A 13,706-nucleotide genomic window follows, 5' to 3' on the forward strand; every position below is an offset into this window, starting at 1 on the left:
ATCACGGCCACTTCACCTCGGGCGGCATGCTCATCAGGATCGCCTCGGTGTTGCCGCCGGTCTTCAGGCCGAAGGTGGTGCCGCGGTCGTAGAGCAGGTTGAACTCCACATAGCGGCCGCGGCGGATCAGCTGGTGTTCCCGCTGTTCCGCCGTCCAGGGCCGGTTCATGTGCCGGCGCACCAGGGCGGTGTAGCTGTCGAGGAAGGCGGTCCCGACATCGCGGGTGAAGGCGAAGTCCGCCTCCCAGTCGCCCGAATCGAGGTTGTCGAAGAAGATGCCGCCGACTCCGCGCGCCTCGCCGCGATGCGGCAGGAAGAAATAGCGGTCGCACCACTCCTTGTAGCGCGGATAATAGTCCGGGTCGTGGCGGTCGCAGGCGGCGCGCAGGCCGGCGTGGAAGTCGGCGGTGTCCCGGTCGTCGGGGATCATCGGCGTCAGGTCGGCCCCGCCCCCGAACCAGCCCTGGGTGGTCACGATGTGGCGCGTGTTCATGTGCGTGGCCGGGACCAGCGGCGAGCGCATGTGCGCCACCAGGCTGATGCCCGCCGCCCAGAACTCGCCGGTTTCGGCCGCACCGGGGATGTTGGCGCGGAATTCCGGGCTGAAAATGCCGTGCACGGTCGAGATGTTGACCCCGACCTTTTCGAACACCCGGCCCTTCATCACCGACATGGTGCCGCCGCCGCCCTCGCCGCCGCTATGGTCCGGGCGCGTCCAGCTCCTGCGCTCGAACCGGCCCGGGGGCAGGTCGGCATTGGTGCCGGTCAGCTCGTCCTCCAGTGCCTCGAAGGTGGCGCAGATGCGGTCGCGCAGCTCCCGGAACCAGGATGCGGCGCGGGCCTTGCGGTCTTCGATGATGCTGGAGTCGGCGTTGGCTTCGGCGGTCATGGCGTTTCCTGTCCGGCGGTTTGCCGCGTCTCTAGGGCTTCCTGCGTTCAATGCAGAACGCAGGAAGCCCTAGCCTTATGTCTGGCGATCGGATTCACGCTTCAAATCGATGCCGATTTTACGCGATCCGATCTTGTGCGGCGGTCTGCCGCAGGGCTTCACCCAACACCATCGCGGCGCTGACTGCAACGTTCAAGGAGCGGGCGGGCGGAACCATCGGGATCACCAACCGGGCGTCGGCGGCGTCATGCACCTCGTCGGGCACGCCGGCGCTCTCGCGGCCGACCAGGATGCGGTCGCCGGGGGCGAAACGGAAATGGGTGTAGGGGATCGCCGCCCGCGTGGTCAGCAGCACCAGCCGCCCGGTCTGCGGTGCCGCGCGATAGGCGGTCCACGAGCTGTGCCGGGTCCAGTCGAGATGGTCCAGGTAATCCATCCCGGCCCGGCGCAGGCGGCGGTCGTCCAGCACGAATCCGCAGGGCTCGATCAGGTCGAGCGCCACCCCCAGCCCGGCCGCGAGTCGCATCAAAGTGCCGGCATTCTGCGGAATGTCGGGTTCGAACAGCACAAGGCGCAACGCGGGCCTTGCCTCGAAGTGTTTGTTTTGCATACAAATAGTCCAGCCCCGACACACGCGACAAATTGTCTCCCGGCCAAGGACTTTTCAAGATGTCGACGCGACGGTATACCGCAGCGCAGAAGCTGGAGATACCCACTCCGGACCGATGCGGCATGCCTGAGGGTTTTTCCTTCGGCGGGCGGGCTTGCCGTGTCATGCATAAAAATGGTCCATCGGTCGTCCGGCGCGGGCAAAGGGCGTCGGGCATGCCTTGAGGAGAAACAGGCTTATGGCTCAGACCACGCATCCGCCCGGGACGGGTGGCCACGCGGCCTCCAGCGGCGAGGGGGGTTCCCGCCGCGATTTTCTGTATCTTGCCACCGGTGCGGTCGGCGTCGTCGGGGCGGCCTCGGCGGCCTGGCCCTTCATCGACAGCCTGAATCCGGCGGCCGACACCCTGGCGCTTGCCTCCATCGACGTTGATCTGGCTCCGGTCGCCGCGGGGCAGGCGATCACGGTCACCTGGCGCGGAAAGCCTGTCTTTGTCCGCCACCGCACTGCCGAGGAGATCGAGGCCGCCAAGCAGGTCAACCTGGGCGACCTGCGCGACCCGGCCACCGACGATGCCCGCGTGCAGAAGGCGGAATGGCTGATCGTCATCGGCATCTGCACGCATCTGGGCTGTGTGCCGCTCGGGCAGAAGGTCACCGATCCGCGCGGCGAGTATGGCGGGTGGTTCTGCCCCTGCCACGGCTCGCACTACGACACCGCCGGGCGCATCCGCAAGGGCCCGGCTCCCGCCAACCTTGTCCTTCCGACGTACGCCTTCACGGGCGATACCAAGATCCGGCTCGGTTAAGCGGCGCAACGGTTCTGGAGACCCCGAGATGGCTCAGGTTCAAGCCACCAAGTTCAAGAATCCGGTCGTGAACTGGATCGACAGCCGCCTGCCGATCTTCACGATGCTGGATCACGAGTACAACCACTACCCGATGCCGCGGAACGTCAACTATCTGTGGGCGTTCGGTGCCATCGCCGGCATCATGCTGGTGATCATGATCGCCACGGGCCTGTTCCTGGCGATGCAGTACTCGTCCCACACCTCGCTGGCTTTCGATTCGGTCGAGCGCATCATGCGCGACGTGAATTACGGCTGGCTGATCCGCTACGTGCACGCCAACGGCGCGTCGATGTTCTTCATCGCCGTCTACATCCACATGTTCCGCGGCCTCTATTACGGCTCCTACAAGGCCCCGCGCGAAATCCTGTGGATCCTGGGCGTCATCATCTTCCTCGTCATGATGGGCACCGCCTTCATGGGCTACGTGCTGCCCTGGGGCCAGATGAGCTTCTGGGGCGCCACCGTCATCACGAACCTGTTCTCGGCATTCCCGATCGTCGGCGACCCGATCGTGACCCTGCTGTGGGGCGGCTTCTCGGTCGACAACCCGACGCTGAACCGCTTCTTCGCGCTGCACTTCCTGCTGCCCTTCGTGCTGCTGGGTCTGGTGATCCTGCACACCGCGGCGCTGCATGTCTGCGGCTCGAACAACCCGCTGGGCATCGACCCGAAGGGACCGCAGGACACCGTCCCGTTCAACCCGTACGTCACGGTCAAGGACGGCTTCGCCGTGGTGATCTTCCTGATCATCTACGCGTCGTTCGTGTTCTTCATGCCGAACTACATGGGCCATCCGGACAACTACATCCCGGCCAACCCGCTGGTGACCCCGGCGCACATCGTGCCGGAATGGTACTTCCTGCCCTTCTACGCCATGCTGCGCGCGATCCCGGACAAGCTGGGCGGCGTGCTGGCGATGTTCGGCTCGATCGCGCTGCTGGCCTTCCTGCCGTGGCTCGACCGGTCCAAGGTCCGCAGCTGCAAGTTCCGTCCGATCTACCGCCAGTTCTTCTGGATCCTGGCACTCGACGCGCTGGTTCTCGGCTATGCCGGCGCCATGCCGGCCGAAGGCGCCTGGCTGATCATCGCCCGTATCGGCACCGCCTACTACTTCTTCCACTTCCTGGTCCTGCTGCCGGTGCTGGGCAAGCTGGAACGGCCGAGTCCGCTCCCCAACAGCATCGCCGAGTCCGTTCTGAAGGGCGGGGGCGGCATCGCCGCCGGCGCCCATGCCAAGCCGATGGAGAAGGCCTGATGCGCGCGTTGAAGACTGCTATCCTCTCGGCGGCGCTGGCTCTCGGCATCGCCGGGGCCGCGCAGGCCGCGGAAGGCGTGCACATCCCCAAGCAGAGCTGGCCGCACAGCGGCATCTTCGGGACCATCGACAAGGCGTCGGCCCAGCGTGGCTTCCAGGTCTACAAGGAAGTCTGCGCCGCCTGCCATTCGATGCGTCTGGTCCCGATCCGCACCCTGGCCGGCATCGGCTTCAGCGAGGACGAGCTGAAGGCGATCGCCGCCGGCTATGAGGTGCAGGCCGGCCCGAACGACGCGGGCGAGATGTTCATGCGTTCGGCCATCCCGGCCGACCGCTTCCCGTCGCCCTTCGCCAACGACCAGGCGGCCCGTGCGTCGAACAACGGGGCCCTGCCGCCGGACCTGTCGCTGATGGCGAAGGCCCGCGTCGGCGGCGAGGATTACCTCTACGCCTTCCTGACCGGCTTCGAGGAGCCGCCGGCCGACGTCCATCTGATGGACGGCATGAGCTACAACAAGGTGTTCCCCGGCCATCAGGTCGGCATGCCGAACATCCTTTCGCCCGATGGCGTCACCTTCGCCGACGGCACCAAGGCGACGGTGGAGCAGCAGGCGCACGACGTGGCGACCTTCCTGACCTTCGCCGCGGAACCGCACCTGGATGCCCGCAAGCAGATGGGCGTCAAGGTCATCCTGTTCCTGCTGGTGCTGGCCGGGCTGATGTATGCCACCAAGCGCAAGCTGTGGAGCACGCTGCACTGAGCCCGACGGTTCGGTGAGGCAATTCGGACCTGGACAGGGCGCCCCTTCGGGCGCCCTGTTCGTTTATGGGGAAACGGGTCGTCCGGGCGGCGGACCAACTGCGGAGAAGACGGATGGTGGACAAGCTGATCGACGAGATCGTCGATTTCTGGTTCGACGAGGCGATGAAGCCCTATTGGTTCCGCAAATCGGCAAGCTTCGACCGGGCGGTCGCCGACACGCTGGGACCTCATTACGAGGCGGCGGCCCGCGGCGACTATGATCGCTGGATGGAGGATGTCGACGGCTGCATCGCGCTGTGCGTCCTGCTCGATCAGGTGCCGCGCAACATGTTCCGCGACGATCCGCGCGCCTATGCGACCGATGCCAAGGCGCGGGGCGTGAGCGACCATGCCGTCGCCAACGGCTTCGACCTGGAATGCACCACGGACGAGCGGATCTTCCTCTACCTGCCCTATGAGCATCACGAGGATCTCGCCAGCCAGGAACGGTCCGTGGCGCTGTTCACCGAGCGGGTGGGCGACGAGACCACGGTGCAATACGCCTTGCGTCACCGCGAGATCATCCAGCGCTTCGGCCGTTTCCCCCACCGCAACGCCGTCCTCGGCCGCCCCAGCACGCCGGAGGAGGAGGCCTTCCTGAAAGAGCCGGGGTCTTCCTTCTGAGATCCCCTCTCCCCGCCGCGGAGAGGGGGTTCAAACCGGCTGCGGCGCCAGCCAGCGTTCCAACGCGCCGAGCAGGTCGGCGCGGCGGACCGGCTTGGTCAGGTAGTCGTTCATCCCGGCGGCGAGGCAGCGGATGCGGTCCTCCGGCTGGGCGTTGGCGGTGACGGCAATGATCGGGATGCGGGCGCGCTCGTCGCCCAGCGAGCGGATGGTGGTCGTGGCCGTCACCCCGTCCATGTCCGGCATGGCGACGTCCATCAGCACCGCTTCGGGCGGCACCGGCGCCTGGGCGACGGCCACCACGGCCTCCGCCCCGCCGGTGGCCGTCTCGACCGAAAAGCCTGCCTTGGCCAGCAGCCCGGCCACCACCATCCGGTTGGTGGCGCTGTCGTCCACCACCAGCAGCCGGCCGCCGCGCGAGCGGGCCCAGGTCATCAGCCGGTCGGCATCGGTGGTGCGGGAGGGCAGGGCGACCGGCATGTCCAGCGTCACCCGCCGCATGCCGTCCACCCCATGGTCCATGCCCATCTGTGCCCCCAGGGCCGCCAGCAGACGGCGGGCGAGTTCGTGGCAGAAGCCGCCACCACTGGGGCCGCCATCGGGATCGAAGCGGCCGGCCAGTTCCGCCCGCAAGGTCACCCGCTCCTGCCCCACCGGAAGGGCCGACAGGCGGACCTCCAGCCGGCCGGACCCCGGATCGGTGCTGGCGATGGCGCTCGCCGCGAGCGCGGTGCAGAGCGCGCCCACGGTTCCGGCATCGCCGACCAGCCGCGGCGGCGTGCCGTTCAGCACGCTGACGTCCAGCGCGACATCGCGCGCCTGGGCCAGTGCCGCGGCCGATACCGACAGCATGCGGGCCAGCGCCTCCGGGGCGAAGGCCGTCACCCTCCCGCCGGGGGCGTGATGCAGATTGTCACCGTCCATGACCCGCCATTGGCAAAATGCAACGCAGCTTGCAGAGATCGGTGCCGGACATGCCCGCAGGCACAGCTTCTCCGATCTTGCGACCCGTTCTCAGCAAGTGGCGGGCCAACTGGGCTCCCCCTCCGGTGATCCGATCAACGGGGCGAGGCGTCCGGTTGGTTGAAGAGGTAGGGGACGAAGCTGCGGTGGTGCTCGTTCACCCGCAATTCGCTGCCGATCGGCGGGAAGGCGCGCTGCTGGCAATCGGTCCGCTCGCACAGGCGGCAGTTGACGCCGATCGGCACCGCGGCCTTGACGTCGGTGATGTCGATGCCGGCGGCATAGACCAGCTCCGGCGCATGGCTGGCCTCGCAGCCCAGCCCGACGGCGAACTGGCGAGACGGCTTCAGATAGGCGCCGCCGCGCTTGGTCACGGTGCGGGCGATGCTGATGTAGGTGGTTCGGTCGGGCATCTGGGCGAACTGCGCCAGGATCTTGCCGGGCTGGGCGAAGGCCTCGTGCACGTTCCACAGCGGGCAGGCGCCGCCGAAGCGGGCGAAGTGGAAGCGGGTGGCGGAATGACGCTTGGTGATGTTGCCGGCCATGTCGACCCGCACGAAATAGAAGGGCAGGCCGCGCGCCCCCGGCCGCTGCAGGGTGGAAAGCCGGTGGCAGACCTGCTCGAAGCTGGCGGAGAAGCGGCTCTGCAACTGCTCCACATCGTGGCGCAGGGCACGGGCCTGGGCGGCGAAGGCACGGTAGGGCATCACCAGCGCACCGGCGAAGTAATTGGCGAGCCCGACCCGGCAGATCGAACGCGCGTCTTCGCTGGAAAACTTCGCCTGATCCACCAGCTCGTCGATCTGGTCGCCGAACTCCAGCAACGCGATCTGGTTCGCCATGTGGAAGGCCCGGCTGGAACTGGTCAGCAGGGCCGACAGCCGCAGCGTGCCGGTGGAGGCGTCGTAGCTGCGCATGGCGGTCTCGCCCGCCTCGTCGGCGACGATCTTCACCCGCACGTCGTGGCGGCGCTTCAGGTAGGCGGCGAGTTCGTTCAGCAGCGATCCCGAATGGATCTTCTCGGTGTCCCACAGCCGTTCCGCCGCCTCGTCCAGCGGGCCGATGTAATTGTTGCAGTAGTGGAAATAGTCCCGCACCTCCTCGTAGGGGAACTGCGGGCCGGCGAAGCTGTCGCCCTCCTGACTGCTGGGTTCGCGGTTGGACAGGCTGTCGGCCAGCGACTGCACCCGCTCGTGCAGCTTCTGATAGGCCTGGTGCAGGCTGAGCACCCGGCGGGCCAGTTCGGGGCTGGAGCCGACCACGCTGCGCAGTTCCCCGGTGGTCAAGGGCGCGCCCGCGAAGAGTGGATCGGCCAGCGCCTCGCGCAGGTCGGAGACCAGCCGGCTGTCCTCATCCTCCAGGAAGGCGGACAGTTCCAGCTCGAAGGTGGCGGCGATCCGCATCAGCACCGGCAGGGTCAGCGGGCGCTGGTTGTTCTCCAACTGGTTGAGATAGCTGGGAGAAAGTTCCAGCGTCTTGGCCAGCGACGCCTGGGTCAGGCCGCGCTGTTCGCGCAGGCGGCGCAGCTTGTAGCCAAGGAATAGCTTCTTTTGCATACGTATAAAATCCTGCCCGCCGGACGGCCCTGGAAATCCTCCGTTCTTCGCAATCTTAGCAAGCACAAAGCCGCATTTGCAAAGGGCTTCGCAACTTCGCACGTTTTTGCAAAGAGGCTGTTTGAAGCGCTGCGAAGTTTGTGAATAATCCGCGGCGTTCCGGTGAATGATTGCGTCGCTCGACGCCGGAGCGGGGACCGTCACTGCGACGCCAAAGATATGGGAACGCCCGATGCAAGACATTCTGGCCAAGTTGGAGTCCAAGCGCGCCGCGGCGCGGCTGGGCGGCGGTGAGAAGCGCATCGCCGGCCAGCACGCCAAAGGCAAGCTGACCGCGCGCGAGCGGATCGAGCTGTTCCTCGACGAAGGGTCGTTCGAGGAGTTCGACATGTTCGTCGAACACCGCTGCATCGACTTCGGCATGGAGAACCAGAAGGTCCCGGGCGACGGCGTGGTGACCGGCCACGGCACCGTCAACGGCCGCCTCGTCTTCGTCTTCAGCCAGGACTTCACGGTCTTCGGCGGCGCGCTGTCGGAGGCGCATGCCGAGAAGATCTGCAAGATCATGGACCAGGCGCTGAAGGTCGGCGCACCCGTGATCGGCTTGAACGACAGCGGCGGCGCCCGCATCCAGGAGGGCGTCGCCTCTCTGGGCGGCTATGCCGAGGTGTTCCAGCGCAATGTCGACGCGTCGGGCGTCATCCCGCAGATCTCCCTGATCATGGGGCCGTGCGCCGGCGGCGCGGTGTATTCGCCGGCCATGACCGACTTCATCTTCATGGTGAAGGACAGCTCCTACATGTTCGTCACCGGCCCCGACGTGGTGAAGACCGTCACCCACGAGGTCGTGACCGCGGAAGAGCTGGGCGGCGCCGTCACCCACTCCACCAAGTCGGGCGTGGCCGATCTGGCCTTCGAGAACGATGTCGAGGCCCTGCTGCAGCTGCGCCGCTTCATCGATTTCCTGCCGTCGTCGAACCGTGAGAAGGCGCCGGTCCGCCCCTGCGTCGATCCGCTCGACCGCGAGGACTTCTCGCTCGACACGCTGGTGCCGGAGAACCCGAACAAGCCCTACGACATGAAGGAGCTGATCCTCAAGATCGTGGACGAGGGCGACTTCTTCGAACTGCAGCCCGACTACGCCAAGAACATCATCATCGGCTTCGCCCGCATGAACGGCTCCACGGTCGGCATCGTCGCCAACCAGCCGATGGTTCTTGCCGGCTGCCTGGACATCGACAGCTCCAAGAAGGCGGCGCGCTTCGTGCGCTTCTGCGACGCCTTCGAAATCCCGATCCTGACCCTGGTCGACGTCCCCGGCTTCATGCCCGGCACCAGCCAGGAATATGGCGGCATCATCAAGCACGGCGCCAAGCTGCTGTACGCGTACGCCGAGGCCACCGTGCCGAAGGTGACGGTCATCACCCGCAAGGCGTACGGCGGCGCGTACGACGTGATGTCGTCCAAGCATCTGCGCGGCGACGTGAACTATGCGTGGCCGTCGGCGGAAATCGCGGTGATGGGCGCCAAGGGTGCGGTGGAGATCATCTTCCGCAGCGACATCGGCGACGCCGAGAAGATCGAGGCGCGTACGGAAGAGTACAAGCAGAAGTTCGCCAATCCCTTCGTCGCCGCGTCGCGCGGTTACATCGACGACGTCATCATGCCGCACGGCACCCGCCGCCGCATCACGAAGGCGCTGTCCATGCTCAAGAACAAGCAGCTCCAGAACCCCTGGCGCAAGCACGACAACATTCCGCTGTGAGGGCCGGCAGCATGTTCGAGAAGATCCTCATCGCCAACCGTGGCGAGATCGCCTGCCGCGTCATCCGCACGGCACGCCGCATGGGCATCAAGACCGTCGCGGTCTATTCCGACGCCGACAAGAACGCGCTCCATGTCGAGATGGCCGACGAGGCCGTCCACATCGGCGCCGCCCCGTCCGCCCAGAGCTATCTGCTGGTCGACCGCATCGTCGAGGCCTGCAGGAAGACCGGCGCCCAGGCCGTCCATCCCGGCTACGGCTTCCTGTCGGAGAAGCGCGAGTTCCAGGAGGCGCTGGCGGCAGCCGGCATCGCCTTCATCGGTCCGGACGCCCACGCCATCCAGGCCATGGGCGACAAGATCGAGTCCAAGAAGCTGGCCAAGGAAGCCGGCGTCTCCACCGTCCCCGGCTATCTCGGCGTCATCGTCGACGATGAAGAGGCGGTGATGATCGCCCGCGACATCGGCTATCCGGTGATGATCAAGGCCTCGGCGGGCGGCGGCGGCAAGGGCATGCGCGTGGCCTGGAACGACGAGGAGGCGCGCGAGGGCTTCCGCTCGGCGACCAACGAGGCGCGCTCCAGCTTCGCCGACGACCGCGTCTTCGTCGAGAAGTACATCCAGCAGCCGCGCCACATCGAAATCCAGCTGCTGGCCGACGGGCAGGGCACCTGCCTGTACCTGCACGAGCGCGAATGCTCGATCCAGCGCCGCCACCAGAAGGTCATCGAGGAGGCGCCGAGCCCGTTCCTCGACGCCGCCACCCGCAAGGCGATGGGCGAGCAGGCGGTGGCCCTGGCCAACGCGGTGCAGTACAAGTCGGCCGGCACGGTGGAGTTCATCGTCGACGCCGAGCGCAACTTCTACTTCCTGGAGATGAACACCCGCCTCCAGGTCGAACATCCGGTCACCGAGCTGATCACCGGCTTGGATCTCGTCGAGTTGATGATCCGCGTCGCCGCCGGCGAGAAGCTGACGCTCCGCCAGGAGGACGTGCAGCTGAACGGCTGGGCCGTCGAGGCGCGCGTCTACGCGGAGGATCCCTTCCGCAACTTCCTGCCCTCCACCGGCCGTCTCACCCACTACCGGCCGCCGGCCGCCGACCCGCATGTCCGCGTCGACACCGGCGTGTTCGAGGGCGGCGAGATCTCGATGTACTACGATCCGATGATCGCCAAGCTGTGCACCTGGGGTTCGACGCGCGACGCGGCGATCGCCGGCATGCGCGAGGCGCTGGATCAGTATTACATCCGCGGCGTCAGCCACAACATCCCGTTCCTGGCTTCGCTGATGGCGAACCAGCGCTTCGTCGACGGGCGGCTGACCACCAACTTCATCGCCGAGGAATATCCGACCGGCTTCCACGCCTCCGATCTGCCGCCGGAAGACCCGGCGGTGCTGATCGCGGTGGCCGCGGTGATCCACCGCAGCCTGAACGACCGCGACATCCAGATCTCCGGCAAGATGGCCGGCAACAAGGCCAAGGTGCGCGACGACTGGGTGGTGGTGCTGGACGGCACCCGGCATCCGGTGCACCTGCATCCGGCTGAAGGCAGCCCGCAGCGCATCGGCTATACGGTGGACATCGCCGGCAGGCATCACACGGTGTGGAGCGACTGGCAGATCGGCGAGCCGCTGTTCCGCGGCACGGTGAACGGCGACCATGTCTGCGTCCAGGTCGACCGCGTCGGCATTGGCTACCGTCTACACCACAGCGGGTCGCAGGCCATCGTCAAGGTGCTGACCCCGAAGGCGGCGACGCTCGACGCGCTGATGCCGGTCAAGGCGCCGCCGGACATGTCGAAGTTCCTGCTGTCGCCGATGCCGGGCCTGCTGGTATCGCTGGCGGTGACGGAAGGCCAGGAGGTCAAGGCCGGCGAGGTGCTGGCCGTGGTCGAGGCCATGAAGATGGAGAACATCCTGCGCGCCGCGCAGGACGGGACGGTCGCGAAAATCCACGCAGCCCCGGGCAGCAGCCTGGCGGTCGATCAGAAGATCGTGGAATTCGCGTAACCGTATAATAAGAAGAACAGTACCGAGAGGAAGCGTACCCCCTTGCTCCCCTTCCAGCGGTTCATCCGACCGTTGGAAGGGGATGCATCGGGAGCAAACGCACTGCCAACATTACCTGCGCCATAAGAAGCCCTCAGGAGGCGTCGATGACCGAGTTCCCGAAGAAGACCCTTGCCGATTGGGACAAGCTGGCCGCCAAGGATCTCGGCGCCGACGGCGATATCGCCAAGCTGACCTGGAAGACCCCGGAAGGGCTGGACGTCAAGGCGCTCTACACCGCCGCCGACCTGGAAGGGCTGGAGCTGGACACGCTGCCCGGCTTCCCGCCCTTCACCCGCGGCCCGCGCGCCACGATGTACGCGGTGAAGCCCTGGACCATCCGGCAGTACGCCGGCTTCTCCACCGCGGAAGAATCGAACGCCTTCTACAAGGCCAACCTCAAGGCCGGCCAGATGGGCCTGTCTGTGGCCTTCGACCTCGCCACCCACCGCGGCTATGACAGCGACCATCCCCGCGTCGTCGGCGATGTCGGCAAGGCCGGCGTGGCGATCGACAGCGTCGAGGACATGAAGGTCCTGTTCGCCGACATCCCGCTCGACAAGATGTCGGTGTCGATGACGATGAACGGCGCGGTGCTGCCGATCCTGGCCGGCTACATCGTCGCGGCGGAAGAGCAGGGCGTTTCCCAGGACAAGCTGAGCGGGACCATCCAGAACGACATCCTCAAGGAGTTCATGGTCCGCAACACCTACATCTACCCGCCCGAACCCTCGATGCGGATCATCGCCGACATCATCGAGTACACCTCCCAGCACATGCCGAAGTTCAACTCGATCTCGATCTCCGGCTACCACATGCAGGAGGCCGGGGCGACCGCGGTGCAGGAGCTGGCCTTCACCATCGCCGACGGTCTGGAATATGTGCGGGCGGCGATGTCGAAGGGGCTCCCGGTCGACAAGTTCGCGCCGCGCCTGTCCTTCTTCTTCTCCATCGGAATGAATTTCTTCATGGAGATCGCCAAGCTGCGCGCCGCGCGCCTGCTGTGGTCCTCCCTGATGCAGGAGAAGTTCCAGCCGAAGGACGCCCGCTCGCTGGCGCTGCGCACCCATTGCCAGACCTCCGGTGTCTCGCTGACCGAGCAGGATCCCTACAACAACGTCATCCGCACCACCATCGAGGCGATGGCCGCGGTGCTGGGCGGCACCCAGTCGCTGCACACCAACGCCTTCGACGAGGCGCTGGGCCTGCCGACCAAATTCTCCGCCCGCATCGCCCGCAACACCCAGCTGATCATCGCCGAGGAAGCCGGCGTCACCAAGGTGGTCGATCCGCTCGGCGGCTCCTTCTACATCGAGCATCTGACCCATAGCCTCGCCAACGCCGCGCTGGAGCTGATCGGCCGCGTCGAGGAGATGGGCGGCATGACCAAGGCGGTCGAGAGCGGCATGCCCAAGCTGCTGATCGAGGAGGCCGCCGCCCGCCGTCAGGCCGCCATCGACCGCGGCGAGGAGGTGATCGTCGGCGTCAACAAGTACCGTCCGGAGAACCCCGAGGGGGTGGACGTGCTGGACATCGACAACACCGCCGTCCGCGAGGCGCAGATCGCCCGCCTCAAGCAGATCCGCGCCACCCGCGACGAGGCGAAATGCCAGGAGGCGCTGGCGGCGCTGACCAAGGCGGCCACCGAGAAGACCGGCAACCTGCTGGCCCTGTCGGTCGAGGCCACCCGCGCCCGCGCCACCGTCGGCGAGATCTCCGACGCGCTGGAAAAGGCCTTTACCCGCCATGTCGCCGTCATCCGTTCGGTGTCGGGCGTCTATGGCTCGGCCTATGAGGGCGACGAAGGCTTCAAGAAGATCCAGGAGGAGGTGGCTTCCTTCGCCGCCGAGGAAGGCCGCCGGCCGCGCATCCTGGTGGTGAAGATGGGCCAGGACGGCCACGACCGCGGCGCCAAGGTGATCGCCACCAGCTTCGCCGACATCGGCTTCGACGTCGACATCGGGCCGCTGTTCCAGACCCCGGACGAGGCGGCGCGGCAAGCGGTGGAGAATGACGTTCACGTCATCGGCGTGTCGTCCCAGGCCGCCGGCCACAAGACGCTGGTGCCGCAGCTGATCGAGGAGCTGCGCAAACAGGGTGCCGGCGACATCCTCGTCGTGTGCGGCGGCGTGATCCCGCCGCAGGATTACGACTTCCTCTACAAGGCGGGGGCCGCGGCCATCTACGGGCCGGGCACCAACATCCCCAAGGCGGCGTCGGACATCCTGGGCATCCTGCGCAAGCAGAAGGCGGCGGCGTGATCGACGATAGCGGGAAGAGTGAAGACTCTTCCCGCTCCTGTTTCGGGCTGCCCTGAACTGGACAGTGTGGAGCAGCGGCA

The 13,706-nt window shown here is 66.6% G+C and carries 11 protein-coding genes; 7 read left to right on the top strand and 4 right to left on the bottom strand.

What is annotated here, in order from left to right:
* Window position 1: 1 nt before the first annotated feature.
* Window positions 2-889 carry an oxygen-dependent coproporphyrinogen oxidase gene (gene hemF, locus F1643_RS09890; protein WP_194912878.1) on the bottom strand — a complete coding sequence of 296 codons (888 nt, stop codon included), beginning with the start codon at window positions 887-889 and terminating at the stop codon, window positions 2-4.
* A gap of 118 nt (window positions 890-1,007) precedes the next feature.
* Entirely contained in the window at window positions 1,008-1,466 is a 459-nt protein-coding gene (locus tag F1643_RS09895; RefSeq protein WP_194912945.1) for a tRNA (cytidine(34)-2'-O)-methyltransferase, read from the bottom strand.
* Window positions 1,467-1,737: 271 nt separating this feature from the next.
* Between F1643_RS09895 and petA the strand changes: the two genes are divergently transcribed.
* The 4 genes from petA (at window position 1,738) to F1643_RS09915 (ending at window position 5,030) form a co-directional block, all read left to right on the top strand.
* A complete protein-coding gene (gene petA, locus F1643_RS09900) occupies window positions 1,738-2,307 on the top strand; it encodes a ubiquinol-cytochrome c reductase iron-sulfur subunit (RefSeq protein ID WP_194912879.1) in 570 nt (189 codons plus the stop codon).
* A gap of 28 nt (window positions 2,308-2,335) precedes the next feature.
* Window positions 2,336-3,604: a cytochrome b N-terminal domain-containing protein gene (locus tag F1643_RS09905; RefSeq protein ID WP_194912881.1), complete on the top strand. Its 1,269-nt coding sequence runs from the start codon at window positions 2,336-2,338 to the stop codon at window positions 3,602-3,604.
* The gene (locus F1643_RS09910) at window positions 3,604-4,365 is read left to right on the top strand and encodes a cytochrome c1 (protein WP_194912882.1); all 762 of its coding nucleotides are present in this window, start codon (window positions 3,604-3,606) and stop codon (window positions 4,363-4,365) included. Before F1643_RS09905 ends, F1643_RS09910 begins: the two co-directional genes overlap by 1 nt.
* A gap of 113 nt (window positions 4,366-4,478) precedes the next feature.
* Window positions 4,479-5,030 carry a DUF924 family protein gene (locus F1643_RS09915; RefSeq protein ID WP_194912883.1) on the top strand — a complete coding sequence of 184 codons (552 nt, stop codon included), beginning with the start codon at window positions 4,479-4,481 and terminating at the stop codon, window positions 5,028-5,030.
* A gap of 30 nt (window positions 5,031-5,060) precedes the next feature.
* Here F1643_RS09915 and F1643_RS09920 read toward each other — a convergent pair whose 3' ends face one another.
* Together F1643_RS09920 and F1643_RS09925 are read right to left on the bottom strand one after the other, a co-directional pair.
* On the bottom strand, window positions 5,061-5,954 hold the full coding sequence (locus F1643_RS09920; RefSeq protein ID WP_194912884.1) for a response regulator: 894 nt from the start codon (window positions 5,952-5,954) through the stop codon (window positions 5,061-5,063).
* Between the two features lie 134 nt (window positions 5,955-6,088).
* Window positions 6,089-7,549 carry a short-chain fatty acyl-CoA regulator family protein gene (locus F1643_RS09925; RefSeq protein WP_194912885.1) on the bottom strand — a complete coding sequence of 487 codons (1,461 nt, stop codon included), beginning with the start codon at window positions 7,547-7,549 and terminating at the stop codon, window positions 6,089-6,091.
* Window positions 7,550-7,781: 232 nt separating this feature from the next.
* On the opposite strand from F1643_RS09925, the gene F1643_RS09930 reads away from it, so the two are divergent.
* The 3 genes from F1643_RS09930 (at window position 7,782) to scpA (ending at window position 13,626) form a co-directional block, all read left to right on the top strand.
* Entirely contained in the window at window positions 7,782-9,314 is a 1,533-nt protein-coding gene (locus F1643_RS09930; protein ID WP_194912886.1) for an acyl-CoA carboxylase subunit beta, read from the top strand.
* Between the two features lie 11 nt (window positions 9,315-9,325).
* A complete protein-coding gene (locus F1643_RS09935; RefSeq protein ID WP_194912887.1) occupies window positions 9,326-11,326 on the top strand; it encodes an acetyl/propionyl/methylcrotonyl-CoA carboxylase subunit alpha in 2,001 nt (666 codons plus the stop codon).
* 146 nt (window positions 11,327-11,472) lie between these two features.
* Window positions 11,473-13,626 (top strand): methylmalonyl-CoA mutase, encoded by a 2,154-nt coding sequence (gene scpA, locus F1643_RS09940; RefSeq protein ID WP_194912889.1) that lies wholly within the window; start codon window positions 11,473-11,475, stop codon window positions 13,624-13,626.
* The last annotated feature ends 80 nt before the right edge of the window (window positions 13,627-13,706 follow it).

Source organism: Azospirillum sp. INR13 (assembly GCF_015390205.1).
Taxonomy (GTDB): domain Bacteria; phylum Pseudomonadota; class Alphaproteobacteria; order Azospirillales; family Azospirillaceae; genus Azospirillum.

Bases quoted from the DNA above. Each gene is read 5' to 3' on its own strand.
- hemF (WP_194912878.1), bottom strand. From the start codon at position 889: ATGACCGCCGAAGCCAACGCCGACTCCAGCATCATCGAAGACCGCAAG.
- petA (WP_194912879.1), top strand. From the start codon at position 1,738: ATGGCTCAGACCACGCATCCGCCCGGGACGGGTGGCCACGCGGCCTCC.
- F1643_RS09905 (WP_194912881.1), top strand. From the start codon at position 2,336: ATGGCTCAGGTTCAAGCCACCAAGTTCAAGAATCCGGTCGTGAACTGG.
- F1643_RS09910 (WP_194912882.1), top strand. From the start codon at position 3,604: ATGCGCGCGTTGAAGACTGCTATCCTCTCGGCGGCGCTGGCTCTCGGC.
- F1643_RS09915 (WP_194912883.1), top strand. From the start codon at position 4,479: ATGGTGGACAAGCTGATCGACGAGATCGTCGATTTCTGGTTCGACGAG.
- F1643_RS09920 (WP_194912884.1), bottom strand. From the start codon at position 5,954: ATGGACGGTGACAATCTGCATCACGCCCCCGGCGGGAGGGTGACGGCC.
- F1643_RS09925 (WP_194912885.1), bottom strand. From the start codon at position 7,549: ATGCAAAAGAAGCTATTCCTTGGCTACAAGCTGCGCCGCCTGCGCGAA.
- F1643_RS09930 (WP_194912886.1), top strand. From the start codon at position 7,782: ATGCAAGACATTCTGGCCAAGTTGGAGTCCAAGCGCGCCGCGGCGCGG.
- F1643_RS09935 (WP_194912887.1), top strand. From the start codon at position 9,326: ATGTTCGAGAAGATCCTCATCGCCAACCGTGGCGAGATCGCCTGCCGC.
- scpA (WP_194912889.1), top strand. From the start codon at position 11,473: ATGACCGAGTTCCCGAAGAAGACCCTTGCCGATTGGGACAAGCTGGCC.